Below are 24410 nucleotides of genomic sequence, written 5' to 3'. Positions count from 1 at the left end.
GCGCCCGCGATGCCGAACGCCGGCACGAGCGCGAGGTTGAGCGCGGCCTTCAGCAGCGCGCCGAGCAGCAGCATGGCGGCCGACAGGCCCGCCCGGCCGAGCCCCTGCAGGACGGCGGCCGACACCGCGCTCACGGTCGCCGCCCAGGCGGTGCCGCAGACGACCGCAAACGTGCCGCCGGCCTGACGGTCGGCGTACAAAGCGACGTTGAACGGCTCGGCGAGCAGCATCAGCCCCACGGCGGCGGCCGCGCCGGTCCACCAGGCCGTGCGGACGGCAAGCGACGCCTGCATCCGAACGGCGTCCAGATCGCCTCGCGCAAGGGCGGCCGCAAGCGCCGGCACCAATGCGCCAGCCACCGCTCCCGCGACCATCACGACCAGTTGCACGAGCGGTTGTGCGCGGCTGTACAGCCCGAACGCGGTCATGGCATCCGCCGCGGAAGCACCCTGCGCCGCGAGCAGCCGAGGCACCGTAAAAGCATCGACGATGCCCGCGACAGGCACCGCGACCGAGCCGAGGGCGGCGGGCAGGCCTACCGCGGCGAGCAGCTTCATATCCGGCCACAAGCCCCCGACCCTTTCCACCGCACGGCTCCTAATGCAACCGTCTCGTCCGGAGCCGCCCCAACGATAAACGACGACGGCTTTCATCCGCTCGCGCCGCCACCAGAGCGCCATAACCGCCAGCCCGGCCGCGCCGCCGAAGGCCGAACCGGCGGTCGCTCCGGCTGCAAGCGAGCCGTCGCTCCAGCCCGCTTGCCAGCCGATGCCGAGCAGAATCAGCATGGCCGTTACGCGAACAGCCTGCTCGACCACCTGGGAAGCGGCGGACGGCTCCATGCGGTGCAGCCCCTGGAAATAGCCGCGCAGCGCCGCCATAACCGGCATAAACCACAGCGCGGCGGCGGCGGCCTTCACCGCCTGTGCGGCCGCCCGGTCGCCGATCCAGGCGGCTGCGCGTTCGGCGCCCGTCCACATCGCGACAAACCCGCCCGCGCCCGTAAGTCCGAGCACAATAACCGCGGCCCTTGCCAGCCGCCGGCCGCCTTCGGCGTCGCCCCGCTCCATCCGCTGCGCCACGAGCAGCGACACCGCCGACGGTATGCCGGCCGCCGCCAGAAACAGCAGCAGCTGATAGAACGGGTAAACCGCGCTGTACAAGCCGAACACACGGTCGCCGGCCACGTTCTGCAGCGGAATTTTCTGCAGCGTGCCGATCGCCTTCGATAAGAGCGCCGCCCCGCCCAGCAGCGCCGCCCCGCGGATCCAGGCACCGGCAGGCAGGCCGTCTCGCCCGGTTCGTCCATTCGCCTGTTTATTCATACGAGGCCGCATCGCCTCCCTGCGCACTTCCATTGTTCCGTTTTTCACCGTCCACGTCGCGTCCCACGCCCGAGCGAGGGGGCGCATAATGTCCCATTATACCCCAAATCGCCCCGGAACACAGGCTCCGCAAGCAAACCGTACCCCGCACGCCGCGAACAAAGCGCAAAAAGCGCAAAAAAGCTTCCGCTGCCGCGCACGCTTGCGCTTGCACAGGGGAAGCTTTTGTCGGCATCCTTCCTATTGCTCCATCTGCTTCGCCAGAAATCCGGCCGCCGTCTCCGCCATCTTCGTCTCCATCTGGGCCATCTTCACATTCTCGTCCTTGCTCACCAGCGCCACGGCGCCGATCGGGTCGCCGCCCGATATAATCGGCGCGATCACAAGGGAGGTGTATTGATCGGACAGATCCTTGACGAGCTCGAACGAGCCGCCGCCCGCTTCGGACAGGGTTTTGCGGTTGTCCATGCACTGCTCGAGCACCGAACCGACCGACTTCTCGAGAAATTCCTTTTTCGATGCGCCTGCCACGGCGATGAACGTATCGCGGTCGCAGATGAGGGTCATATGGCCCGTGCTTTCGTGCAGCGATTCGGCGTATTCCTTGGCGAAATCGCCAAGCTCGCCGATCGGCGAATACTTCTTCAGGATAACCTCACCGTCGCGGTCGACGAAGATTTCAAGCGGGTCGCCTTCCCGAATGCGCAGCGTGCGGCGGATTTCCTTCGGGATCACCACACGGCCGAGATCGTCGATGCGGCGAACAATTCCAGTTGCTTTCATGTCTAGATGCCCCACTTTCCTCGGAGATGTTGAATCGACTGGAGTTTACGGACCGCCTATGGCCGCCCGGCTTTTCTATAGAGAATGGGATTACGGGTGTCGGCGTTACTGACCATAGTATTCATCCCCTCCCATTTTCTTATGCGCGCCAGCCGATCGCTTCCGCCGCCAATCTCCAAGGCCCGGCTTCCGCCGGAAAATGCCGCCGCCGCCGCGCGCCTTCCCGGCGTCGCCGCTTTTCTCTCCGCCCTTCGGTACGCTCTGCGCGGACCCGCCGACCATCAACTTCCAATCGACCGGGCAGCAGGATGCCTGAAGAACATCACCTTCGCCAGCAAGCCGAGCGCCGTCAGCAGACGGCGGTTCGCCTTGCCCATCAACGGCGCCTTCGCTTCGCCTTCGACTCCTTGCAGGCACCGGCCTCCCATGTGATTCGGCATCGTTTTCACCCCGTTTCACCGCCGCCCGGGCAATCCCCAAAACGCGGCGGTCATCATGACGGCACCGATCAGGCCCTCCGATCCGGCACGTACCGCCGGCCAAGGAAGCCCGCCTGCTTATTTGCCGCCGATCTTGCCGCTGTCGACCATCGTCGCCAGCACGTCAAGCACCGCCCGCGCCGCCAGCAGCGCCGTCGTGTCGCTGATATCGTAAGCCGGCGCGACCTCGACGACCTCCATCGCCGCGATGCCCTCCTTGGCGACGAGACCCATCAGCTTGAGCGCCTCGCGCGGCAGGAAGCCGCCCGGCTCCGGCCAGCCCGTGCCCGGCACGAAGCCGCAATCGACCGAGTCGATGTCGAAGCTGAGATAGACGGCTTTGGCGCCTTTCCAGGCGACTTCCAGCGCCATTTCGGCCACCTTGTCGATGCCGAGGGATTCGACGTCGTTGATCGTCATGATCGTCGTGCCGCGCTCACGTCCGACCTGTACGCCGGCGCGAGGCACCTGCCAGCCGCCGATTCCGATCTGCACCAGATTGACCGCCGGTGCGTTCGGGATATTCGTCGCATGGAACCAAGGCGTCGTGTGCATCCGCTCGTCCATGTCCTTCTCCTGAATGTCGATATGGCGGTCCAAATGGATAATGCCGACATTGCCTTCGATATTCTCCGCCACCCCGCGCAGGCAGGGGTAGCCGATCGAGTGGTCGCCGCCGAGAATGACCGGCATCGTGCCCTTGCTCATGACGTGCGAGACCGCTTTGGTGATCTGGTCGAAGCTTTTCTCGATGTTGGCGATCGTAAATACGTCGCCCAGATCGCACATTTTGAGCTGCTCACGCAGATCGACGCCCAACTCGTAATTGTAGGTCTGGTAAAGCGCCGAAATGCGGCGGATCGCTTGCGGACCGAAGCGCGTGCCGGAACGGTACGTCGTGCCGATGTCGAACGGCACGCCCATGATCGCCACGTCATACTCGCCCACCTTGTTGACGTCCTCCAGGTAAGGCAGCTTGAGAAACGTGTTGATGCCGGCGTAATGCGGCAGCTCGCCGCGGCTGAAGGTTGAAATCGTGCGGTCGCCGATGCTTGGCGCCGCCTCCAGGCCGAGCTCCAGATTCCGCCGGATTTCCTCGTCGTGACGCTCGGCGGACAACGTCGCTTCCTTGGCCGCCGCTTGAATGCCGTGCAAGTCCCCGCGCTCGAAACTCGCTTCATCTTGAATCCGCTTGCGGTAGTTAAGTCCGTGGTTATCGAAAAATCCCATGCTGCCAGTCCTCCCGAAATAAGATGATGAAATAGGGATAAATCCCGAGCTCCGTGATCGGTTCGCGCTAGTGTCTCAGCAATTGGGCCAATTCCCGCTTCAGGGCGAGGAATTCGGGATGCTCCCGCACCTCGGGCGTCCGCGCCGCCGGCAGCTTCACCTGAAATTCCTTGAGGATGCGGCCGGGGGCGGCTCCCATAACTACGATGCGCTGGGACAGAAATATCGCTTCGTCGATATCATGCGTAATGAACAGAACGGTTGTCTTTTCCTTCTCCCAAACGTCCAACAGCATCTCCTGCATTTCCAGCTTCGTCTGGGCGTCGAGCGCGCCGAAAGGCTCATCCATCAGCAGCACCTTCGGCCGGTTGGCCAAAGCTCTGGCGATCGCCACCCGCTGCTTCATGCCGCCGGACAGTTGTTTCGGGTAAGCTTTATCGAACGCTTCGAGCTTGATGACGCGCAGCAGGTAGCTTGATACGCCCCGGCGGTCCATCATCGGAACGCCCCTCAGCTTCAGGCCGTACTCGATGTTCTCGCGGACGGTCAGCCAGGGAAACAGCGTGTAGCCCTGAAACACCATGCCGCGGTCGGCGCCCGGTCCGATCACTTCTTCCCCGTCCAGCGCGACCGTGCCCGAAGTCGCTTCATCCAGACCGGCCACAATGCGGAGCAGCGTCGATTTGCCGCAGCCCGACGGGCCGAGAATGGTCAGAAATTCGTTGCCGCCAACCGTCAGCCGGATGTCGCGTAGCGCCTCGAATCGGCTTTTCCCGGATTCGTACACTTTATTGAGATCCCGGATGGCGATTTCTCCGGGCGCCGCGCCGGTGAATCCCGCTTGTACCGGGGCGGCCAAACGGGCTTCACCGGCTGCCGGGCCGGCGCCGGGAACTTCCAGCCCATCCGTACGATCCGTTCCGCGTATGCGTGCAGCTTGCTCCATGACCTCTCCTCCTTCATGATTCCGACGGCCGCCGCCCGGCTTAATCGTTATGCCCACGGGTACAGGCGGCGGTTCAAGAATGCGAAAATCCGGTCGCTGATCAGGCCGAGCAGGCCGATGACGATAATGCCGACGAAAATTTGCTCCGTGTTCAGAAACCGCTGGGCTTTCATGATCGCGAAGCCGAGACCGCTGCTCACCGCCACCAGCTCGGCGACGACGAGATACGTCCAGGCCCATCCGAGAATGAGGCGCAGCGTGTTCATCAATTGCGGCTGAATGGCCGGAATGATCACCGTCTCGATCGCCTTCCAGCGCCCGGCCCCCAAGGTAAAGGAGGCGTGCAGCAGATCCTGCGGAACGCGGCGCGTGTTGTCGGCCACCATCAGCACAAGCTGGAAAAAGCAGCCGATGAAGATCAGCAGGATTTTGGCCCATTCGCCGATCCCCGCCCACACCATAATGAGCGGAATGAAGGCGACGGCGGGCATGTAGCGGATAAATTCCATCGGCGGCTCGACGAACGCTTCGCCGAATTTGAACGTCCCGGCCAGGATGCCGATCGGAATGCCGACCAGACAGGCGAGCGCGAAGCCGGCGCTGACCCGGAATACGCTGATGCCGATATGGTTCCAGTATTCCGGGCTGCCGAGCTGGCGTACCAATTCGGCCAGCACACGGTGCGGCTGAGGCAGAAAGACCGGGTTGACGGCTTCCGTGTAGCTTAACAAGGACCAGACTGCCAGCAGGAAAGCGAATGAACTGCCCGCCGTGACGGCAAACGACTTATTCCCGATGTCTTTGAAAATCTGAAACCTGGGCGGTTTGCGGCGTTTCGGCGGCTGCATAAGCGATTCACCTCCCGGCGGATTTTTTCACGAATTGCGGATCAAGCAGCGCCCCGATATCCTTGACGTCTCCGATCATGTCGAGCTTCTTCAGGAACTCCGCGGTTTTCGCTCCCGTGTAAGCAAGCGATGTGTAATCGTCGCCTTTCTCGAAAGCCTTGACGTTGTCCTCGGGCGTGAACAGCTTGATGCTGTCGAGGCCGAGCTTGAAGTCCTCCGGCGTCGTTTCGGCTTTCCCCGCAAGCAGCTCGATCGACTCCTCCGGATTGGCCCGGAAGTAATCCAAAGCATCGAACCAGGCGTCGACGATTTTCTGAATGTCCTCCGGACGCTCTTTCACCACGCTTTCGCGGAAGACGAGCAGGTCCGGGATAAGCCCCGGCGTATCCTTCGAGGAGAAAAGCACCTTGCCTTTGCCTTCTTTGACCGCCTTCGTCTGGAACGGCTCCCACAGCACCGATGCGTCGGTGTTGCCGGAGATGAACGCCGGACCGGCGTCGTTGACCGTCATGTTGACGTAGTTGATGTCGCTTTCCTTCATCCCGTTTTGGTCCAACGCCGTCAGAAGCAGCAGGTGGTCGACGGTGCCGAGCTCGGTTGCGACGGTTTTGCCCTTCAGGTCCTTAACACTGTTGATGTCCGGTTTGCTGACGATGGCGTCGCCGCCGAACGAATTGTCGTTCACCAGCACCGCCTTCAACCCGATTCCCTTGGACGCCGGCGCCAGCGTATCGCTGAGCGTCTGGCTGTTCGCGTCGACCTTGCCGGTCGAGAGCGCCTGCAGCGAATCGCTGTAGACCGGGAAAAACTCAAGCTTCACATTGACGCCGCGCTTCTCGAAGAAGCCCTTTTCCTCGACCAGATACCACATGTACCAGCCCGGCCACGGACTGAGCGCAATCGTGATCGGCTCGCCGCTTCCGCCTCCGGACGTTTCCTTCGCGCCACCGCCGCAGGCGGCGACCGTGAAAGCCAAAACCGCGATCATCAGTGCGGCAAGCACCCTTTTGCCCGTTCTCTCCATCTCTTCCCACTCCCCACGAATTGATATACGGCTCCATATCGCCTGGAAAAAGCAAAAGCCGGGGAGACGTCTCCCAGGCTTTTATCCTTCCGTGTTATATGGATTGACGCGGACGCCTCTCGTTGCAGAAAGATGTTCGCCCTTCCATACGCCGTCTCTCGGACCAGCTTGATCTCGGAACGAAAGTCTCGACTCAACAGATCGTGTCTTCGCTCCGCAGGCTCAACGGAACCCTAGACGGCTTTTCTCCCCCGACATCCGGCCATTCCGGACGGGGAACCTTATTCATTTGTGAAATATCCTTACGTTTAACACTAGTTTAAAGGTGATCATTCATGCGTGTCAATATTAATGTTAGCTATTCTTACATAATTTCTAAACGGTCAAATATTTCAGCACAACTTCCTCGTTCAGGTCGGAAAGTCCGCCTTCCCAAGCCACCGCGCCCTTCTCCAAAATATAAAAATAATCGCCGACGCTCCGGACGAACTCAAGGCTCTGCTCCGCCAGCAAAATCGCCGTCTTGCCTTCCGCCTTGATCGAACGGATCACATCGCGGATATCCTCGACGATCGAAGGCTGTATGCCTTCGCAAGGCTCATCCAGCAGCAGCACCTCCGGCTTCGAGGCCAGCGCCCGCGCGAACGCAAGCTGCTGCTGCTGCCCGCCGCTAAGATCGCCGCCCCGCCGCGCGTACATCGCCGGCAGCACCGGGAATTTGGCGACCGCTTCCGCGGGAATTTCACGCGTTTTCGACTTGCCCGCCTCCAGGCCGAGCAGCAGATTCTCATACACGGTCAACTGCGGGAAAATTTCGCGGCCCTGCGGCACGTACCCGATTCCGCTTTTCGCGCGGTAGCCGGGCGTCCGCTTCGTGAGATTTTCCCCTTTGTAGGAGACGGTTCCCCCGCGGGCCTTCAGCACGCCCATCACGCTCTTCATGAGCGTCGTCTTGCCGACGCCGTTGCGGCCCAGGAGACACACCACCCGGCCCGGCTCCACCGTGAGCGACACGTCCCGTAAAATGACGCTTTCGCCATAGCCCGACTCAAGCTGTCGTACGGCCAACATCCGCATCCCGCCTTTTGCCCAGATACACTTCCGCCACCCGGTCGTCTCCCTGCACCTCGTCCATGGAGCCTTCCTTCAGCAGCTTGCCTTCATGCATAACCGTTACCTTGCTCGCAAAATTCCGCACGAACTCCATGTCATGCTCGACGACGACGACCGAACGCTTCTTCGCAATAACGTGAAGCAGCTCGCCCGTCTTGTCGGTTTCCTTATCCGTCATGCCCGCAACCGGTTCGTCGAGCAGCAAAATTTCCGGCTCCTGCAGCAGCATCATGCCGATCTCCAGCCACTGCTTCTCGCCGTGGGACAAGCGTCCCGCCCGCCAATCCGCCTTCGGCTCCAGGCCGATCATCGCGAGCTGGTTCATGATCCGCTCGCGGTCCCCGCTTCGCATCTTCGCCCGCAGCGTCGCAAACACGCCCCGGTTCTGGCTCATCGCAATTTCGAGGTTCTCGAATACCGTCAGCGTGTGAAAAATCGACGGCGTCTGGAATTTGCGGCCGATGCCGAGCGCCGCGATCGCGTGCTCCTTTTTCCGCGTAATGTCGACGGTGCCCTTGAACAGCACCTTGCCGGCCGCGGGCTTCACTTTGCCGCAGATGACGTCGAGCATCGTCGTCTTGCCGGCGCCGTTCGGCCCGATCAGGAAGCGAAGCTCCCCCCGCTTCAGCTCGAAGTCCATCCCTTGCACGGCTTTGAAGCCGTCGAACTCCACCGTCACATCGTTACAATGCAGAATAACGGACGCCTTCTCCTTCATGCTCCGGCCCCCTCCTTTTGCGGAACTTGATGTGCGGGAACAGTCCCGCCAAACCCTTCGGCAGAAAGACGACAACGACGACGAACAGCAAGCCGAGGAACAGCGTCCACAGCTCCGGATACGATTCGCTGAACGTGCTTTTGGCGGCGTTCATCAGAATCGCGCCGAGCGCGGCGCCGACCAGCGTCCCGCGGCCTCCGATGGCCACCCAAAGCACCATCTCGATCGAAGGGACGATGCCCATCATCGAGGGCGATATGATGCCGACGTGCAGGACGAACAGCATGCCCGCAAGTCCCACCAGGGCGGCGGATACGCAAAAAACGAGCATCTGGTACACGGCCGGATCGTAGCCGATGAACCGCGTCCGGTTCTCGCCGTCGCGGATCGCCCGCAGGACGCGGCCGAACCGGCTCTGAACGATATACCGGCACATAACGAAAGCGGCGAGCAGCGCGATGACCGTTGCGAAATACAGGGTTTGCTTCGTTTCCGCCTTGCCGAGCGACTCGCCCAGAATCGTGCTGAAGCCCGTCACGCCGTTCGTGCCGCCCGTGTAAGCCTGCTGCCCGACGAACAGCGTCGTCGCAATGATGACGAGCGCCTGGGTCAGGATCGTGAAGTAGACGCCCTTGATCCGGTTCCGGAAGGTGAAAAATCCGAGCACAAGCGCGAGCAGGGCGGGCAGCAGCACGCCGGCCGCAACCGCAAAGCCGAAGCTCCCGAACGGCTTCCAGAACCAGGGCAGGTCCGTGAGGCCGCTCCAGTTCATGAAGTCCGGCAGCTTGCCGCCGCTCGCCTCCAGCTTCAGATACATCGCCATCGCATAGGCGCCGAGCCCGAAGAACACGCCGTGGCCCAGACTGAGAATGCCGGTGTACCCCCATATGAGATCCAGTCCCAGCGCCACGATCGCGAACGCCAGAAATTTGGCCAGCAGGTTCAGCCGGAAATCGCTCAAATACAGCGGCGCGCTGAACAGCGCGATAGCCGCCGCCGCGTAGCCGATCAGCACATAGATGCGCCGCGGCGTCATCGTTCGCATTTGCTTTTGCCGTTGCAAGCTGCATCACCTCTTCTTCGTTTGTCGCGCCTGGGTCATGAGTCGAGTGAACGGGTCCGCATCGCCACAAGCCCTTTCGGCTTCCATTGCAGGAACGCCACGATGCACAGAAATACGAGCACCTTGCCGAGCGAGGCGGTCGTCCAGTATTCGAACAGCGTATTCGTCAATCCGATTCCGACGGCGCCGAACACGGTGCCGACCAGCTTGCCGACCCCTCCCAGCACGACGACCATGAACGCGTCGACGATGTAATACGTGCCGAGCGAAGGGCCGATCGGCCCCATCAGCGTCAGCGCGCTGCCGGCAATGCCGGCGATGCCCGAGCCGATGGCGAACGTAAGCGCGTCTACCCGGCGTGTCGAGACGCCGAGACAGGCGGCCATGTCGCGGTTCTGCATGACGGCGCGCATCCGGCGGCCCGCATGGCTGCGGTAAATGTACAGGTACATGACGAACAGCGTGACCGCCACTAGGCCAATGATGAACAGCCGCTTATACGGCAAAACAAGGCCGTCCGTCAGCGCCAGCCCGCCGTTCAGCCATTCGGGACTGGTGACAGCCACGTTCGGAGCTCCGAAAATCGTGCGCGCAAGCTGCTGCAGCGCCAGCGCGACGCCCCAGGTGGCCAGCAGGCTGTCGAGCGGCCTTCCGTACAGAAAACGGATGAGCGAATACTCGAGCAGCAGGCCGAACAGAAAAGCGACCAGAAAGCTTACAGGAATCGACAAGACGAAATACCAGCCGAACATCGCTTCCGGAAACAGGTCTTTGAAAAGGTTTTGCGTCACGTACGTCGCATAGGCGCCGATCATGATCAATTCGCCGTGCGCCATGTTGATGACGTTCATCAGGCCGAATGTAATCGCCAGCCCCAGCGCGATGAGCAGCAGAATCGAGCTCACGCTGAGTCCGTTGAACATCTGCAGAATCGTAACGTCCATAAATCCACCCCTTTGCCGCTTGAGGGAACAGCAAAGGAAGCATCCGACGGCTCGAACACTTCCTCTGCTCCGACCCTGGTATGATAGCCGGAGGCGGCATGCTCTCTGTCTCATGCTTCGCCTCCGAAAGGTGCTGCGATGATGATTCGATGGATTGTGCGCGCCGTTACTCGGCGCTTAGGCTAGCCGCCCACTCGTAGCCTTTAAGATAAGGATCCGGCTTCACCGGTCCGTCCGTCGCGAACACTTCCTTGAACTGGCCGTCAGCCTGCACCTCGCCGATCCGGACCGTTTTATAAATATGCTGGGTTTCGCCGTCGATCGTGACCTTGCCTTCCGGTGCGTTGAATTCGAGGCCTTTGGCCGCTTCCTTCACCGCCGCCACGTCCGTCGTGCCCGCTTTCTCCACGGCTGCCGCCCACAGGTATACCGCAATGTAACCCGCTTCGATCGGATCGGCCGTTACGCGGTCTTCGCCGTAGGCTTTCTTGTAATTTTCAACGAACGTTTTGTTCTCCGGCGTGTCGGTCGTTTGATAGTAATTCCAGGCCGCCAGCTGGCCCTCGAGCACGTCCGCGCCGATGCCGCGAATCTCTTCCTCCGCCACCGAAACCGACAGCGTCGTCAGGTCCTTCGCCGTAATGCCGGCGTCCTTCAGCTGCTTGAAGAAAGCCACGTTGCTGTCGCCGTTAAGCGTGTTGTACACGATATCCGGATCCGCTTCTTTAATTTTGCTGATCAGCGTGCTGTAATCCGTATGGCCCAGCGGAGTATATTCCTCGCCCACCAGCTCGCCGCCCTCGGCCTTCAGCTGCTCCTTGATGATTTTGTTGGCCGTGCGCGGAAACACGTAGTCGGAGCCAAGCAGGAAAAACTTCTTGCCCCGGTTCTCCAGCAGCCAAGTGACCGAAGGCACGATCTGCTGGTTCGTCGTTGCGCCCGTGTAGAAAATGTTCGGGGACGACTCAAGCCCCTCGTACTGGACCGGGTACCACAGCAGCCCGTTCAGTTCCTCGAACACCGGCAGCATCGCTTTGCGGCTTGCGGACGTCCATCCGCCGAACACCGTCGCCACCTTGTCTTCGGAAATCAGCTTGCGCGCTTTCTCCGCGAAAGTCGGCCAGTCGGAAGCGCCGTCCTCCACGACCGGCACCAGCTTCTTGCCGAGCACGCCGCCCTTGGCGTTGATCTCTTCGATCGCCATCATCTCGGCGTCTTTCACCGACACTTCGCTGATCGCCATCGTGCCGCTGAGCGAATGAAGAATCCCGACCTTGATCTCCCCGCCTTCCGCTTCGCCGGCCGCACCCGTATCGCCGCCTTCCGCCGCCGTGTTCGTCCCGCCGCCGCTTGCAGGCTTGCTGTTGTTATTCGCCCCGCATGCCGCCAGCACCATGCTGAGCGCAAGAAGTACAAGCAAAACACTGGACCAAACCGATTTCTTCATTCTCCCACTCCCCAAAATTTACTTTTCCCGAACGTTTGTATGTATTTTTGTTTTATCGTTCGTTGTTTTGATTATAGGTCGATGTATGGTTTATGTCAATATAGTTTACACAATATGCTGATCGAGTCCTGATTCTCAAGATTTATACTGTGGTTTATTAGATTTCATGTTAGTTTTACTCGCAAATAGGCGTAAAAGTAGGTTTATAAGCCTGAGAATAGAGGTTTCGAACACCCATATGTCATAAATAATAACGTAAAGTCGGAATAGCGGATATCAAACTTGGGTTGTCCCCCTGTAAATGGAACCTTAATTGAAAAAACCCGGAGGAAATATCCCCCGGGTTGTCCCGAATCAAGCCGCAGCTTTATTTGGCTGTATTGCCCTCATTCTTCGCGCCGGCATCGGTTGCGGCACCTTCGTTCGCCGCACCGTTGCCGGCTGCGTCATTGCCAGTCGCTCCGCCTCCGCCTCCGCCATCCGTCGCTCCGCCGTTCGTAGCGCCGCCTTCGGTTTGAGGCGCCTCTTGCGGAAGATTCGTCTTGATCTCCAGCTTGTCCTGCTCGGTTTGCATGAACTCGTTCAGCTTCGGCGCCAGCAGTGTCTGCTTCAGCTCACTCTTCGTTTCCTCGGAGAGCTTCTCGAACGCCGCCACCTCGCGCTTCTCGACCTTCATGACATGATAGCCGTATTCCGTCTTCACCGGCTCGCCGATTACGCCGATCTTCTGCGTATTGGCCGCTTCTTTAAAGGCCGCAACCCATTTACGGGCTTGCGTCGGCTCGTAAGCGCCGCCGTTGTCCTTCGAGCCGGGATCGTCTGAATATTCCTTCGCAATCGCGTTCCAATCCCCGCCCGCGTCAAGCTTCTTCTTCACTTCCTGCGCCCGCTTCAACGCTTCCGCTTCGGTGCGCAGCTCTTTGCCCGTCGCCGAATCGGACAAAGCGACCAGAACATGGCGCAGCGTAACCGTATTATAGTCCGCAGGGGCCTTGTTGAACTCGGCCTTCACGTCCTCTTCCTTGATTGTGCCTTCAAGCTCCTTCGACTTCTTCTCGATCACCTTGCCGGCGGCGATCATCACTTCGGCGAAGCTCGCCGATTCCGCGGTCGTCAGCTTCGTCTCCGCCATTTTATCCTTCAACGATTTGCCTGTCTCCGCGCCCAACGCTTTATCCAGCTCGCCCTTGAAATTATCGGCCTCTTCCTTGGCCGCTTTCTGTTCTTCATCCGTCGCTTGCTTGGAAAACTCCTTATATACGATATAACGCTGAAGCTCCTGCTCCTTGAATTGCGGAATGGACAAATACATAGCGGTCTGCGGGTTGGTGATCTCCATAAGCGTGACATATTTGTTGAATTCCGTCTCCGCCACCTTGCCGCCGTCTTTGTAGGTCGCCACGGTCTTCTCGTCGTCGCTGCCCGGTGCGGCGGCGCCTTCTTCCTTCTGGCCCTTGCCGCAAGCAGCCGCCGCCGTCATGACGAGCACGGCCGCCAACAGCAGCAGCATGCCGCGTTGCCATGCCGATTTGCGATTATTGAACAACATCTTGTAGTTCCCCTTTCAGTTTAAGAGCTTCTCTATATTGTACCAGAAACCGCTCAAGCATTTCCAATTTTGCCGAATCGGCCAATCCTTTGCCCCGAAGCTGGATCAGCGGGGTGACGCCGTCGGAAGCGAACGAGCGGCCGAAACGGTTCTCGAAAGCCTGGCACAGCCGGTCGACCTTTTTCGTATCCATTCTCGACGCCTCTGTCTGCGCGAACTTCAGCACGAGATCCTCTCCGCGCTGGGAAATCAGCTCGATGCCGTATTCGCGGCCATACCCTTTCAATCTGGCGACGGCCAGCAAATGGTCGACCGCTTCCGGCGGATCGCCGAACCGGTCGGTCAATTCTTCGCGCAGATCTTCGGTCTCTTCCACCGTGCGGATGACCGCGACCTTCTTGTAGATTTCGATTTTCTGGATGCTGTCGTAAATATAATCGGACGGCAGGTACGCGTCCATGCCGAGATCGATCTGCGTGTTCGTCTCCTTGACCGGCGCCGCGGCCTCGCCGTACATCTCCGACTTGCGTTTGGCGATCTCGTCGGCGAGCATCTGCGAGTACAGATCGAAGCCGACCGACGCGATGAAGCCGTGCTGCTCCGCGCCCAGCAAATTGCCGGCGCCGCGGATGGATAAATCGCGCATCGCAATCTTGAAGCCCGAGCCCAGCTCGGTGAATTCCTTGATCGATTGCAATCTTTTCTCCGCCACCTCTGTAAGCACCTTGTCCCGCTGATAGGTGAAGTAAGCGTAGGCGATCCGGTTCGAACGGCCGACGCGTCCCCGCAGCTGATAAAGCTGGGACAAGCCCATCTTGTCCGCATCGTGCACAATGAGCGTATTGACGTTCGGAATATCGACGCCCGTCTCGATGATGCTCGTACTGACGAGCACGTCCGATTCACCGTCCAGGAAATCGAGGATCGTTTTCTCCAGTTCCTGCTCCGACATTTGCCCGTGCCCGACCGCCACTCTCGCATCCGGCACCAGCGCCGTAATCTGTTCCGCCATCTGATAGATGCCTTGGACCCGGTTGTACAGATAATACACCTGACCGCCGCGGGCCAGCTCGCGCTCGATCGCTTCCCGGACGAGAGACGGACTGTATTCGACGACATAAGTCTGAACCGGGAACCGGTTTTCCGGCGGCGTCTCGATGACCGACAGGTCCCGCACGCCGAGCATCGACATATGCAGGGTTCGCGGAATCGGCGTCGCCGTCAGCGTCAGCACGTCGACATTCGTTTTCAGCTTCTTCAGCTTCTCCTTATGGGAGACGCCGAAACGCTGCTCCTCATCGACGATCAGCAGACCCAAATCCTTAAACACGATATCCTGCGAGAGCAGCCGGTGCGTGCCGATCACGACGTCCACCGTGCCGGCCTTGAGTCCCTTCATCGTCCCGTTCTGTTCCTTGCGCGACCGGAATCGGCTCAATACCTGAATATTGAACGGGTAACCGGAAAAGCGTTCACGGAACGTTTCGTAATGCTGCTGCGCGAGAATCGTCGTCGGCACGAGGACGGCCACCTGCTTGCCCTCGATCGCCGCCTTGAACGCCGCGCGGATCGCCACTTCGGTTTTGCCGTAGCCGACGTCGCCGCAGAGCAGCCGGTCCATCGGCCTCGAAATTTCCATATCCTTCTTGATTTCTTCAATCGCCCGCAGCTGGTCCCTCGTCTCGTCATACGGGAACATCGCTTCGAACTCCTGCTGATACGGCGTATCCTTCTGGAAGCCGAAGCCCACGGCGGCCTGACGCTCCGCGTACAATTTGATCAGGTCGTCGGCGATATCCTGCACGGACGAGCGGGCCTTGTTCTTGACCCTGGTCCATTCGCTGCCGCCGAGCTTGTAAACCTTCGGCTCCTTGTCCTCGGAGCCGACATATTTCTGGATCAGGTCGATCTGGTCGATCGGCACGGACAGCTTATCCCCGCCGGCATACAGGATATGAAGGTAGTCTTTATGAATGCCGCCGATCTCAAGCGTACCGATGCCCATATATTTGCCGATGCCGTGGTTCTGATGGACGACGTAATCGCCGACCTTCAGCTCGGTATAGCTTTTGATCCGTTCCGCATTGTCCATCTTCTTGTCGGTGCGCCGCGCCGCTTTGCGCTGCTTCTTCGAGAACATTTCCCCTTCGGTGATGACCACCAGGTGCGACGACGGCAGCTCAAAGCCGCTCTGCAGATTGCCCTCGATCAAGACCGGCAGCTCGATGCCGTAATCGAACAGCACCCTTTTCATCCGCTCCATCCGTTCCGTATTGCCCGCAAGCATGATGACGTTCGCGTGCGCCTTGCGCCACCGTTCCATCTCGGCTTTCAGAACATTCATCTGCCCGTGGAAATCCTGCATCGCCCGGCTGACGATGTTCAGAATGTTCTGCGGCTGGGTATGCGGAATCTGGCGCAGGAACAGCGACAGGAATAACGTCGGAAAAGGCCGGTGGTACAATACCTCTTCGCTTTCCTTGGCGAGCGTGAAGCCGGGCAGCGACTTGCCGTTCTGCAGCAGATGCGTGGCCCATTCGGACTCGTCACGCTCCAGCTGCTTCGCCGTTTCGATCAGCCGGGTCGGCTCATCCATAACGAGCAGCGTGTCCTGCGGCATGTAGTCGAACAGTGTCTCGCGCTCGGGGTACAGCAAGGCGATATACTTATACATTTCCGGAAAATAAACCTGCTGCCGCAGCTTCTCGATCTCGGCGCCGATCTCCTCGCGCAGCCGGTCCTTCGCCAGCCGGTCGGACATTTTCTCCAGCTGCTTCTCCAGCAGCTCCGACGCATGCTGCGCCGCATTCCGCTGCCTCCGCTCATCGGCCATCACTTCCTTGGCGGGCGGCACGACGAAAGCGTCAAGCTTGTCGATCGAGCGTTGATCGGCCGGATCGAACGTGCGGATGGAATCGACCTCGTCGTCGAACCATTCTACCCGGCAGGCGAACGGAGACGTCAGCGGATAAAAATCCGCGATGCCGCCCCTCACGCTCATCTCGCCCTTCGATTCCACCCGGTCGACGCGCTCATAACCAAGCTCCACCATCCGGCGAAGGAATGACTCCATCGGCATCGTGCCGCCGACTTTCAACGGGATTTGCGCTTCCTTCATGAATTCGCGTATCGGAAGAAACCGCCGCACGCCGGAGAAAGGCACGACGACAACCCCGCGGTAGCCTTGCGACAAACGGATCAGCACATCCATCCGCTGGGCCAGCGTCTCCGGACTCGAGATCGCGGCTTCAGCGGCGACGAGCTCGTTCGCAGGGTACAGCAGCACCTCATCCGGGGACAGGCATTCCTGCAAGTCCTCCGTGATTTTCTGCGCCGCAAACATATTGTGCGTCACCACAAGCATCGGTCGGTCCAACTCGCGCTTGAGCACCGCGATCATCACCTGCCGGGATGAGCCCGCCAAGCCGGATACCATCTGCTCCCGCATTCCTTGCCTGTAGCCGGAAAGCACATTCTGCACATCGCGGTCGGCGGCAAAGGCCTCCATTAAGATCTTCAACGTTCGGGCACCCACTTTCTGTTCAAACGGACAACATGCGCATAAACGCCCCCAGCCTTCGCGCGGCCGGGCGCGTTCTATGCGCTTTTATACGTAATAGAAATCAATCAATCGGGCTTGCTTCACAGGAAAATAGCCTCGGCGTTCACGCCAAGGCCGTGCATCGGCTCCGGAACGTACCCGGCCGCCGATTCGTCGTTCTTGCCCGGCACGGCCGCTATTGAAGCGGACTGTGCACGAGCAGTAATTCCGGATTCGCTTCAAGCGCTTCGCGGCAGTAGTCGCAGACGACCCGCACCGTGACGTCGCCGTTTGCGTTATACGCTATTATATCGCTGCGCTCCTCGGGGGTCAAGAAATGAAAGCCCAGACGCGCTTCGGTCAAATCCTCCCGCTCCAGCGATCCGATCGGGGTCCGGCAGTGCCGGCAAACGTAATTTACAGCCATTGTATGCCTCCTGAGGGTCGGGTATACCCTCAGTATGCCCGATTCCGCCGGAAACTAACGGCTATATCGGGCCATGGTCTCATCATAAGGATGGTTGAGCGCATATTCGACGGCATCGCAGGCCGTCTCTATCATCGCTTTCAGCTTCTCCTGCTCATCCCTGGCGAAGTTGGTTAATACATAATCCGCGATATTGCAGCCGGGCTCGGGACGCGAAATCCCCATCCTGACGCGGTTAAACGACTGGGTGCCGGTGTGCTGGACGATCGATTTGATGCCGTTGTGGCCTCCCGCACCCCCTTGATAGCGCAGCCGGATTTTGCCGAGCTCCGTATCGAGATCGTCGTACACCACGATCATATCTTCCAAAGGCGCTTTATAGAAGTCCATGAACGCTCTCACCGATTCTCCGGAAAGATTCATATAGGTCATCGGCTTCATCAGGTAAACCTTGGTGCCGCCGGCATGGCCTTCGCCCACGAGCGCCTTGAATTTGCTTTGGTTAACGGAGATCCCCCATCTGGCGGCAAGCGCGTCCACCGCCATAAATCCGACATTGTGCCGCGTCGATTGATAAGAACCGCCGGGATTTCCCAAACCGACAATCCATTTCACGGTCATTCGCCTCATTTCGATCCGAAAATTATTAGGTTTGCCGTGCAACGAAAACTTGTTCTAAATTGTCATTATATGTAGAGGTGATGACATGATCAATGATATCATGCCGAATTTGTATGTGGAAACCACGATCTATATCAACGGTCAGCGTTTGGTGGAGGACCGGCATTTCCTCGACCACATCGACCACGAGGTTCCGGTACAGATCTATTGCGGGCGCGAGCACAGCGACATCGGCTTCATCGAACAATTCTGCGCGGATTATGTGAAGGTCAACAATGTGTTCTATCACCGGGATCAATTCACCTTCATTTCCCGGCCCGGCTACTGAACCGCGTGCCCTGTAAAGCAATACAGGCTGCCCCGGCGCCGTACGACGGCCGGGACAGCCCATTTTTTTGTCGGACGATAACAGGACGGCCGGGATCAAGCCTCGGTTTTGACCTCCTCGGCTCCCGCCTCTGCGGCGCGGGCTTCCGCTTCCGCCGACTCCACGGCGGCGTCTTCCGCCTCTTCTTCGGTAATATCCTTCTGCGGCGTCAGAATCGTGACGACGACCTGCTCCGGATCCGATTTCATCTCAACGCCTTGCGGGAGCTCCAAATCGCTTGCCAGAATATTTTCCCCGATTTGCAGGTTCGACACGTCCACCTCAATCGACTCCGGAATGTCGCGCGGCAGGCATTGAACCTCCAGCTCATGCAGCATGAGCTGCAGAATGCCGCCTTCCTTGTCGCCCGGCGCTTCGCCCGCAACTTCCAGACGCACGTGGGCCTTTACCTGTTCATTGAGATTGATTTGATGGAAATCGACATGAAGCAGACCGCGCGACAACGAGTCCCGCTGCACATCGCTCATCATAACCGGCTGCTTCCCGGCCGAAGGAACTTCAAGCTCAAGAACGGCATTCGGATGCGAACGCAGCAGGCTGAGCAGCTCTTTCTCGCTGACCGCAATCGCGGTCGGTTTACCGATATTTTTACCGTATACGACACCGGGAACCTTGCCTTGCTGCCGCAGCCGGCGCAAATCAGCTTTCGTTTGAACCAGACGATCTTCCGCCTTCATCGTAAGCGTCATAGGGAAACCTCCTTGGATTCGCTAAGATATCCCTATATTGTTACCCATTTAGACGGCAAACTAATCGCATGCATCCAACGCGGAGATGACGGACGCCGCCGACTCCCCCATAGATTAGATGTCAAAAGCTGATTTCTACGCCTTGCCCCCCCGTTCCTTCTTCAGCTTCGCCTTGGAACGGATCCGATCGGCGTAGCCTTCCTTGTTGACCTGCCGCTCGCGCGCAATGGCGAGATCGCCCGGCGCGACGTCTTGCGTAATCGTCGAGCCTGCCACCACGTAGGCGCCTTCGCCGATTTTCACCGGGGCGATCAGGTTGCAGTTGCTGCCGATAAAAGCATGGTCGCCGATTTCGGTGATCGACTTGTTGAACCCGTCATAATTGACGGTAATCGCGCCGCAGCCGATGTTGACGTCTTTGCCGACGACGGCGTCGCCGACATAGGAAAGATGCGAGACCTTGCTGCCGTCTCCGAGCGAAGCGTTCTTGAGCTCGACGAAATCGCCGACCTTGCAATCTTTGCCGAGCTTCGAGCCGGGGCGCAGGTTCGCATAAGGACCGACCGCGCTTTCATCGCCGACCTCGGCCTGCGCGAGCACGGAATGCTTCACGGTCACTCCGTCGCCGATTACGGAATCGGTAATGTCCGCATTCGGACCGATCGAGCAATCATCGCCGATCACTGTGCGGCCGCGCAGGACCGTGCCGGCATAAATAACGGTATCGGCACCGATCATGACGTCCGATTCGATATAGGCCGCCGACGGGTCGATCACCGTGACGCCGTTGAGCAAATGGCGGCGAACGATACGCTCGCGCATCCGCTTTTCCGCCTCGGCCAGCGCCACCCGGTCGTTGACGCCGATCGCTTCCGCCAGGTCGCTCGTGCAATAGGCCTGCACCGTCTCGCCGGCACGCTTGAAGATGGCGATAACGTCGGTTAAATAATATTCGCCTTGCGCATTGTCGTTCTTGACTTGCGCAAGCGCTTCAAACAGCTTCCGGTTGTCGAAGCAGTAGGTGCCGGTATTGATTTCATGGACTTCCCGCTCTTCGGGAGAGCAGTCCTTATGCTCCACGATCCGCTCCACCGCACCGCCGCCGCTGCGGATGACCCGTCCGTAACCGGTCGGATCGGCCATCTCGGCCGTAAGAACGGTCGCCGCCGCGCCGCTCGACGCATGCAGCGCCAGCATGGACTGGATCGTGGCCGGCGTGACGAGCGGCGTATCTCCGCAAATGACGATCGTCGTACCCTCCTCACCGCCGATCAACCGCTCGGCCTGCCGCACGGCATGCCCTGTGCCCAACTGCTCAGGCTGCAGAACACATTCCGCCCTGTCTCCGACATAGCTCTGCACAGCCTCTGCGCCGTGGCCCACTATGACAACCGTCCGTTCGCATGCCGAATCCCGTACCGTATCCAGCACATGTCCGACCATCGGCTTGCCGCATACCGGATGCAATACTTTATACAGCTTCGATTTCATTCGCTTGCCTTGACCCGCCGCAAGCACAATCGCCATTTTCTTCATAGAACGCTCTTTCCTCCCCGCAGCCGCCTGTTCAGGCTTTTCGGAAGCCCGTGTGAGTTCCATCTGACTATATCATTTTTTCCGCACAAAAGAAAAGAGAGCCCGTGCGGCCCTCTCTTCTCGAACATACACGATTTCACGCACCTTCTTCGATTGCTGCTTCTTCCTCCGTGGCTGCCCGCTCATACTCGGCGAGAACGGCGGCTTGAATCTTCTCGCGCGTTGTTGACGAAATCGGATGAGCGATGTCCCGGAACTCTCCGTCCGGCGTACGTTTGCTCGGCATAGCCACGAACATCCCATTGTTCCCGTCAATGACGCGAATATCATGGACAACGAATTCATTGTCAATGGTGATCGAAGCGATCGCCTTCATTCGTCCTTCGGAATTTACACGGCGGAGTCTTACATCGGTAATTTGCACTCTGTGTTCACCACCTTTGCCTATCGAAGACTTGGTGTATAATTCCACACGTTTGAGCAAAATCCTTCTTATATTTGGAAATTTTGAGTCAGTTTTAAAAATAAATTTCTGGCGGAAATGGATTTCGATTCTATTCGACAGGAATCGCTGCGATCAGTTCGATTTCGACAAGGACATCCTTGGGAAGCCTTGCGACTTCAACGGTCGAGCGTGCCGGTTTATGGTCGCCGAAGTAAAACGCATAGATGCCGTTAAGCGCCGCAAACTGGTTCATGTCTTTAATAAAAACGGTAGCCTTGACTACGTCGCCGAAGCCGGCGCCAGCCTCGGCCAACACGGCTTTCAGGTTGGCGAACACCTGATGGGTCTGTTCTTCGATGCCGCCTTGCACAAGATCGCCTCCCGGCGTCAGCGGAATTTGGCCGGAGGTGAACAGCAAATTTCCTAGTTTCATTGCCTGCGAATACGGCCCGATCGCCGCGGGCGCTCCTGCCGTCGATACCGGTTTCGGTCTGTGTCCCATAAGCTTGCAACCGCCTTTCTGTCCTTAAAATTGGAAATAATTGCCCGGCACCACTGTGGTCTGCTTCGTCTTCAGGTCTACATTCGTCAATTTGGCGAGCGAAATGTAATCCTCGAGCAGCCGTTCCTCCGTGCCGACCTCTCCGGACTCGACGAATACGCCGACTCCGGCAACCGTGGCGTTAAACTCGGAAAGAAGATCCACCATGCCTTGAATCGTGCCGCCCGCTTTCATGAAATCATCAATGATCAACACCCGGGAATGGTCCTTCAGCGCCCGTCTGGCGAGCGACATCGTCTGGATGCGCTTGGTCGAGCCCGATACGTAATTAATGCTCACGGCCGACCCTTCCGTCACCTTGTTGTCGCGGCGCACGATGACGACCGGAAGGTTCAGATAGGTCGCGGTCGCATAAGCGAGCGGAATACCTTTGGTCTCTACGGTCATAATAACGTCGATATCCTTACCGGCAAAAGCCGAGGCAAAAATACGGCCGACCTCGCCCATGAGCCCGGGCTGTCCGATCATATCGGTCATGTATAAATAGCCGCCGGCAAGCACCCGCTCGGGCTGCTCCAATTGGCGGCAGATATCGTGCATCGTGCGGAGCGCGGCCGCTTTGTCCGTCTTGGGTATATATTTCACGCCGCCTGCCGCGCCGGCCAAGGTATTCAACTCCCCCAAGCCTTCGCTTTCAAACACTTCCTTGATGATGGCGAGATCCTCGCTGATCGACGATTTGGCGGATTGATACCGGTCGGCGAACGCTGTCAGCGAAATTAACGTATGGGGACGAGCCAATAAGTACTGTGTCATTTCCACCAGTCTCGAACTGCGCTTCAATTTCTTCACGGCTATCCCCCCGATAAAATCCGAATATTATATTGACAATATAACATTTTTATACGGTTTTTATCAAGAAGAACGTTAAACTCATGTCAGCATTCTTACCACGTACACTTCCTTGCAGAAACCGCGCAGACCGTTATAAATGCGGGCCACTTTGGCTTCCTTGGCCACAAGGCCGAAAACCGTCGGTCCGCTTCCGGACATCAGCACGCCGTCCGCTCCCAAGCGCTGCATCGTTTTTTTCATCTGCCGCACCTCGGGATACAGTTCCAGGGTGACCGATTCCAGCACATTGCCGAGACCGGCGCATACGTCCGCGAAAGAGCCGCGTTCGATCGCGGACCGCATAGCCGAAGTAGAAGGGTGCTCACGCAGCCCCGCCGCTCGAAACCGCCCATATACATCCGCGGTCGACACGTTGATCGGGGGCTTGGCCAGCACGACCCAGCATTGCGGCGGATTCACAATCGGCTCCAGCTTCTCCCCCCGTCCGCGGGCAACCGCCGTGCCTCCCGTCACGCAGAAGGGCACGTCCGAGCCGAGTTCCGCGCCCAGCCGGCAAAGCTCGTCCTGCGGAATGTTGAGCCCCCATAGCCGATTCAGGCCGCGCAGCGCGGCGGCCGCGTCGCTGCTGCCGCCCGCCAGCCCCGCCGCGACAGGGATATGCTTGTCCAAATGGATGTAGACGCCTTTGCGAACGTTATATCTTTCCTTAATCAGCCTGGCGGCTTGAAACGCCAGGTTCTTCTCGTCCAGCGGGATATAACCGGCCTGGCTTGAAATAATGATCCCGTCCCTTGGAAGCTCTTCCATCGTCAGACGATCGGCAAGATCAACCATCGTCATGATCATCTCGACCTCATGGAATCCGTCATCCCGTTTATGCAGCACATCCAGCAAAAGATTAATCTTGGCCGGCGCTTTCTCGTATACCTTCATCGATCTTTTCACCCGCTCGTTATGCTTTCATCGCAGCTTTGTTGTAACACGATTATTCTCATGATTATTTTCATTCAATTGCTGCGGAGGTTGTTCGGGGTAAGAACGACTTGTTTGTGCCCGTTTCCACCTTGCTTGGGCTAATTGGATCAGGAAACGGGCGCGAAACGGAGCGAAGACACCGAACAACCGGAGCCCTTATTATACCACTTACCCGCCTAAATGCGAAAAACGACCGGCGCGTTAAAGAAACGCATCGGTCGTTCAGAGTCTGCCTATCCTATTCGGTTACGGCCGGTTATTCCGTGTGGCTGCTGATTGCTCGGCCAACTGAATCGCCCGCTTGACCATATTGCCCGCATCCTTCGCGCGTATGCCGCCCCAGCCCTCCGTCTTCACGGTATCGTAAAAACCGAGGTCCTGGGCCAGCTCGTTCTTGAAGCTTTCCGACATGATCGACCGTCTTCTGCGGCTCATCATAGGTCCTCCTTCCGGCATGCGTTATGCTTGAAGTCGTCCCGCTTAGTATGCGCCGCCTCCGTTCCATCCATACGGCCGGGCTTCAGTGCTGAATATACGTGATCCGGACATGCCCGTCGTCGCCGACAACCGTGACTTCCACCGACTCGGTTAAAATATCCGCATAACTGTAAGAAACACGCTTAAAAGCGTGCTGTTCCTGATCGAGTTTGACAATGAAAACAGATGGGTAGATTTCTTCCAACACACCGGTACGCTCAATAGTCTTCCGGCGACCGCCGTTAGCGCGAAGACAAATTTTGGATCCGACATGTGCTTCCAAGCTCCGTTTGATTTCCAACAGCGCATTTTTTGCCATTGTCCACTACCACCTCTTTCCTTGTCCATTATACCGAATTAGAGGGGTCGTGTCAAATAAAGCAATAATTATAACAACCAACTAAAGAATTTGTCAACGGGCTTTTTTTCAGAGCTTTTTGCGATGTACTTTTTTGGAGACTTACCCAAGTATGTGGTGTCGCTCG

General features: G+C 58.6%; 25 protein-coding genes. 1 reads left to right on the top strand and 24 read right to left on the bottom strand.

The window, feature by feature from the left end:
- From RWM61_RS16400 to pth, 16 genes are all read right to left on the bottom strand, one after another.
- A partial coding sequence (locus RWM61_RS16400) for an oligosaccharide flippase family protein (RefSeq protein ID WP_314002738.1) occupies nucleotides 1–1325 on the bottom strand: 1325 nt, incomplete at its 3' end.
- Nucleotides 1326–1565: 240 nt separating this feature from the next.
- Nucleotides 1566–2108 carry a stage V sporulation protein T gene (spoVT, locus tag RWM61_RS16395; RefSeq protein ID WP_314002736.1) on the bottom strand — a complete coding sequence of 181 codons (543 nt, stop codon included), beginning with the start codon at nucleotides 2106–2108 and terminating at the stop codon, nucleotides 1566–1568.
- Nucleotides 2109–2389: 281 nt separating this feature from the next.
- Nucleotides 2390–2548 carry a hypothetical protein gene (locus RWM61_RS16390; RefSeq protein ID WP_314002735.1) on the bottom strand — a complete coding sequence of 53 codons (159 nt, stop codon included), beginning with the start codon at nucleotides 2546–2548 and terminating at the stop codon, nucleotides 2390–2392.
- 117 nt (nucleotides 2549–2665) lie between these two features.
- Nucleotides 2666–3817, bottom strand: a complete 1152-nt coding sequence (locus RWM61_RS16385; protein ID WP_314002733.1) for an agmatinase family protein — start codon at nucleotides 3815–3817, stop codon at nucleotides 2666–2668.
- A 67-nt stretch (nucleotides 3818–3884) separates the two neighbouring features.
- The gene (locus RWM61_RS16380) at nucleotides 3885–4763 is read right to left on the bottom strand and encodes an ABC transporter ATP-binding protein (RefSeq protein WP_314002731.1); all 879 of its coding nucleotides are present in this window, start codon (nucleotides 4761–4763) and stop codon (nucleotides 3885–3887) included.
- 47 nt (nucleotides 4764–4810) lie between these two features.
- A complete protein-coding gene (locus tag RWM61_RS16375) occupies nucleotides 4811–5611 on the bottom strand; it encodes an ABC transporter permease (protein WP_314002729.1) in 801 nt (266 codons plus the stop codon).
- Nucleotides 5612–5618: 7 nt separating this feature from the next.
- A complete protein-coding gene (locus RWM61_RS16370; RefSeq protein WP_314002727.1) occupies nucleotides 5619–6635 on the bottom strand; it encodes an ABC transporter substrate-binding protein in 1017 nt (338 codons plus the stop codon).
- A 375-nt stretch (nucleotides 6636–7010) separates the two neighbouring features.
- The gene (gene urtE / locus RWM61_RS16365; RefSeq protein ID WP_314002725.1) at nucleotides 7011–7706 is read right to left on the bottom strand and encodes an urea ABC transporter ATP-binding subunit UrtE; all 696 of its coding nucleotides are present in this window, start codon (nucleotides 7704–7706) and stop codon (nucleotides 7011–7013) included.
- Nucleotides 7684–8466, bottom strand: coding sequence for an urea ABC transporter ATP-binding protein UrtD (gene urtD, locus RWM61_RS16360; RefSeq protein WP_314002722.1), 783 nt, complete (start codon nucleotides 8464–8466; stop codon nucleotides 7684–7686). The genes urtE and urtD overlap by 23 nt, the downstream gene beginning before the upstream one ends.
- Nucleotides 8432–9502, bottom strand: coding sequence for an urea ABC transporter permease subunit UrtC (gene urtC, locus RWM61_RS16355; protein ID WP_399538850.1), 1071 nt, complete (start codon nucleotides 9500–9502; stop codon nucleotides 8432–8434). Before urtC ends, urtD begins: the two co-directional genes overlap by 35 nt.
- 62 nt (nucleotides 9503–9564) lie before the next feature.
- Nucleotides 9565–10473 (bottom strand): urea ABC transporter permease subunit UrtB, encoded by a 909-nt coding sequence (gene urtB / locus RWM61_RS16350; protein WP_314002720.1) that lies wholly within the window; start codon nucleotides 10471–10473, stop codon nucleotides 9565–9567.
- A 166-nt stretch (nucleotides 10474–10639) separates the two neighbouring features.
- The gene (urtA, locus tag RWM61_RS16345; protein ID WP_314002718.1) at nucleotides 10640–11920 is read right to left on the bottom strand and encodes an urea ABC transporter substrate-binding protein; all 1281 of its coding nucleotides are present in this window, start codon (nucleotides 11918–11920) and stop codon (nucleotides 10640–10642) included.
- A gap of 367 nt (nucleotides 11921–12287) precedes the next feature.
- Entirely contained in the window at nucleotides 12288–13469 is a 1182-nt protein-coding gene (locus RWM61_RS16340; protein WP_314002716.1) for a peptidylprolyl isomerase, read from the bottom strand.
- On the bottom strand, nucleotides 13456–16977 hold the full coding sequence (gene mfd, locus RWM61_RS16335; RefSeq protein ID WP_314002740.1) for a transcription-repair coupling factor: 3522 nt from the start codon (nucleotides 16975–16977) through the stop codon (nucleotides 13456–13458). Before mfd ends, RWM61_RS16340 begins: the two co-directional genes overlap by 14 nt.
- A 229-nt stretch (nucleotides 16978–17206) precedes the next feature.
- On the bottom strand, nucleotides 17207–17437 hold the full coding sequence (locus tag RWM61_RS16330) for an anti-sigma-F factor Fin family protein (protein ID WP_314002714.1): 231 nt from the start codon (nucleotides 17435–17437) through the stop codon (nucleotides 17207–17209).
- A gap of 54 nt (nucleotides 17438–17491) precedes the next feature.
- Nucleotides 17492–18052: an aminoacyl-tRNA hydrolase gene (pth, locus tag RWM61_RS16325; protein ID WP_314002712.1), complete on the bottom strand. Its 561-nt coding sequence runs from the start codon at nucleotides 18050–18052 to the stop codon at nucleotides 17492–17494.
- A gap of 91 nt (nucleotides 18053–18143) precedes the next feature.
- Between pth and RWM61_RS16320 the strand changes: the two genes are divergently transcribed.
- Nucleotides 18144–18386: a hypothetical protein gene (locus RWM61_RS16320; protein WP_314002710.1), complete on the top strand. Its 243-nt coding sequence runs from the start codon at nucleotides 18144–18146 to the stop codon at nucleotides 18384–18386.
- Between the two features lie 95 nt (nucleotides 18387–18481).
- Here the strand turns inward: RWM61_RS16320 and RWM61_RS16315 are convergent, their stop codons facing one another.
- The 8 genes from RWM61_RS16315 to veg all read right to left on the bottom strand — a co-directional run bounded on the left by RWM61_RS16315 (nucleotide 18482) and on the right by veg (nucleotide 24244).
- Nucleotides 18482–19135, bottom strand: a complete 654-nt coding sequence (locus tag RWM61_RS16315) for a 50S ribosomal protein L25 (RefSeq protein WP_314002708.1) — start codon at nucleotides 19133–19135, stop codon at nucleotides 18482–18484.
- Nucleotides 19136–19270: 135 nt separating this feature from the next.
- Nucleotides 19271–20671, bottom strand: coding sequence for a bifunctional UDP-N-acetylglucosamine diphosphorylase/glucosamine-1-phosphate N-acetyltransferase GlmU (glmU, locus tag RWM61_RS16310; RefSeq protein WP_314002707.1), 1401 nt, complete (start codon nucleotides 20669–20671; stop codon nucleotides 19271–19273).
- Nucleotides 20672–20807: 136 nt separating this feature from the next.
- Nucleotides 20808–21095 (bottom strand): septation regulator SpoVG, encoded by a 288-nt coding sequence (gene spoVG, locus RWM61_RS16305; protein WP_036584081.1) that lies wholly within the window; start codon nucleotides 21093–21095, stop codon nucleotides 20808–20810.
- A gap of 130 nt (nucleotides 21096–21225) precedes the next feature.
- A complete protein-coding gene (locus tag RWM61_RS16300) occupies nucleotides 21226–21618 on the bottom strand; it encodes a RidA family protein (RefSeq protein WP_314002703.1) in 393 nt (130 codons plus the stop codon).
- Nucleotides 21619–21642: 24 nt separating this feature from the next.
- Entirely contained in the window at nucleotides 21643–22470 is an 828-nt protein-coding gene (purR, locus tag RWM61_RS16295) for a pur operon repressor (RefSeq protein ID WP_314002701.1), read from the bottom strand.
- An 81-nt stretch (nucleotides 22471–22551) separates the two neighbouring features.
- Nucleotides 22552–23406, bottom strand: coding sequence for a 4-(cytidine 5'-diphospho)-2-C-methyl-D-erythritol kinase (gene ispE / locus RWM61_RS16290; RefSeq protein ID WP_314002699.1), 855 nt, complete (start codon nucleotides 23404–23406; stop codon nucleotides 22552–22554).
- 288 nt (nucleotides 23407–23694) lie between these two features.
- A complete protein-coding gene (locus RWM61_RS16285) occupies nucleotides 23695–23883 on the bottom strand; it encodes a small, acid-soluble spore protein, alpha/beta type (protein WP_314002697.1) in 189 nt (62 codons plus the stop codon).
- A gap of 85 nt (nucleotides 23884–23968) precedes the next feature.
- On the bottom strand, nucleotides 23969–24244 hold the full coding sequence (veg, locus tag RWM61_RS16280) for a biofilm formation stimulator Veg (RefSeq protein ID WP_036584289.1): 276 nt from the start codon (nucleotides 24242–24244) through the stop codon (nucleotides 23969–23971).
- Nucleotides 24245–24410 lie beyond the last annotated feature (166 nt).

It is taken from the genome of uncultured Paenibacillus sp. (genome assembly GCF_963515335.1).
Classification (GTDB): Bacteria; Bacillota; Bacilli; order Paenibacillales; family Paenibacillaceae; genus Paenibacillus_I.
The sequence above is the reverse complement of the archived record's forward strand: the minus strand, read 5'-3'. Positions and strand labels throughout refer to the sequence as shown.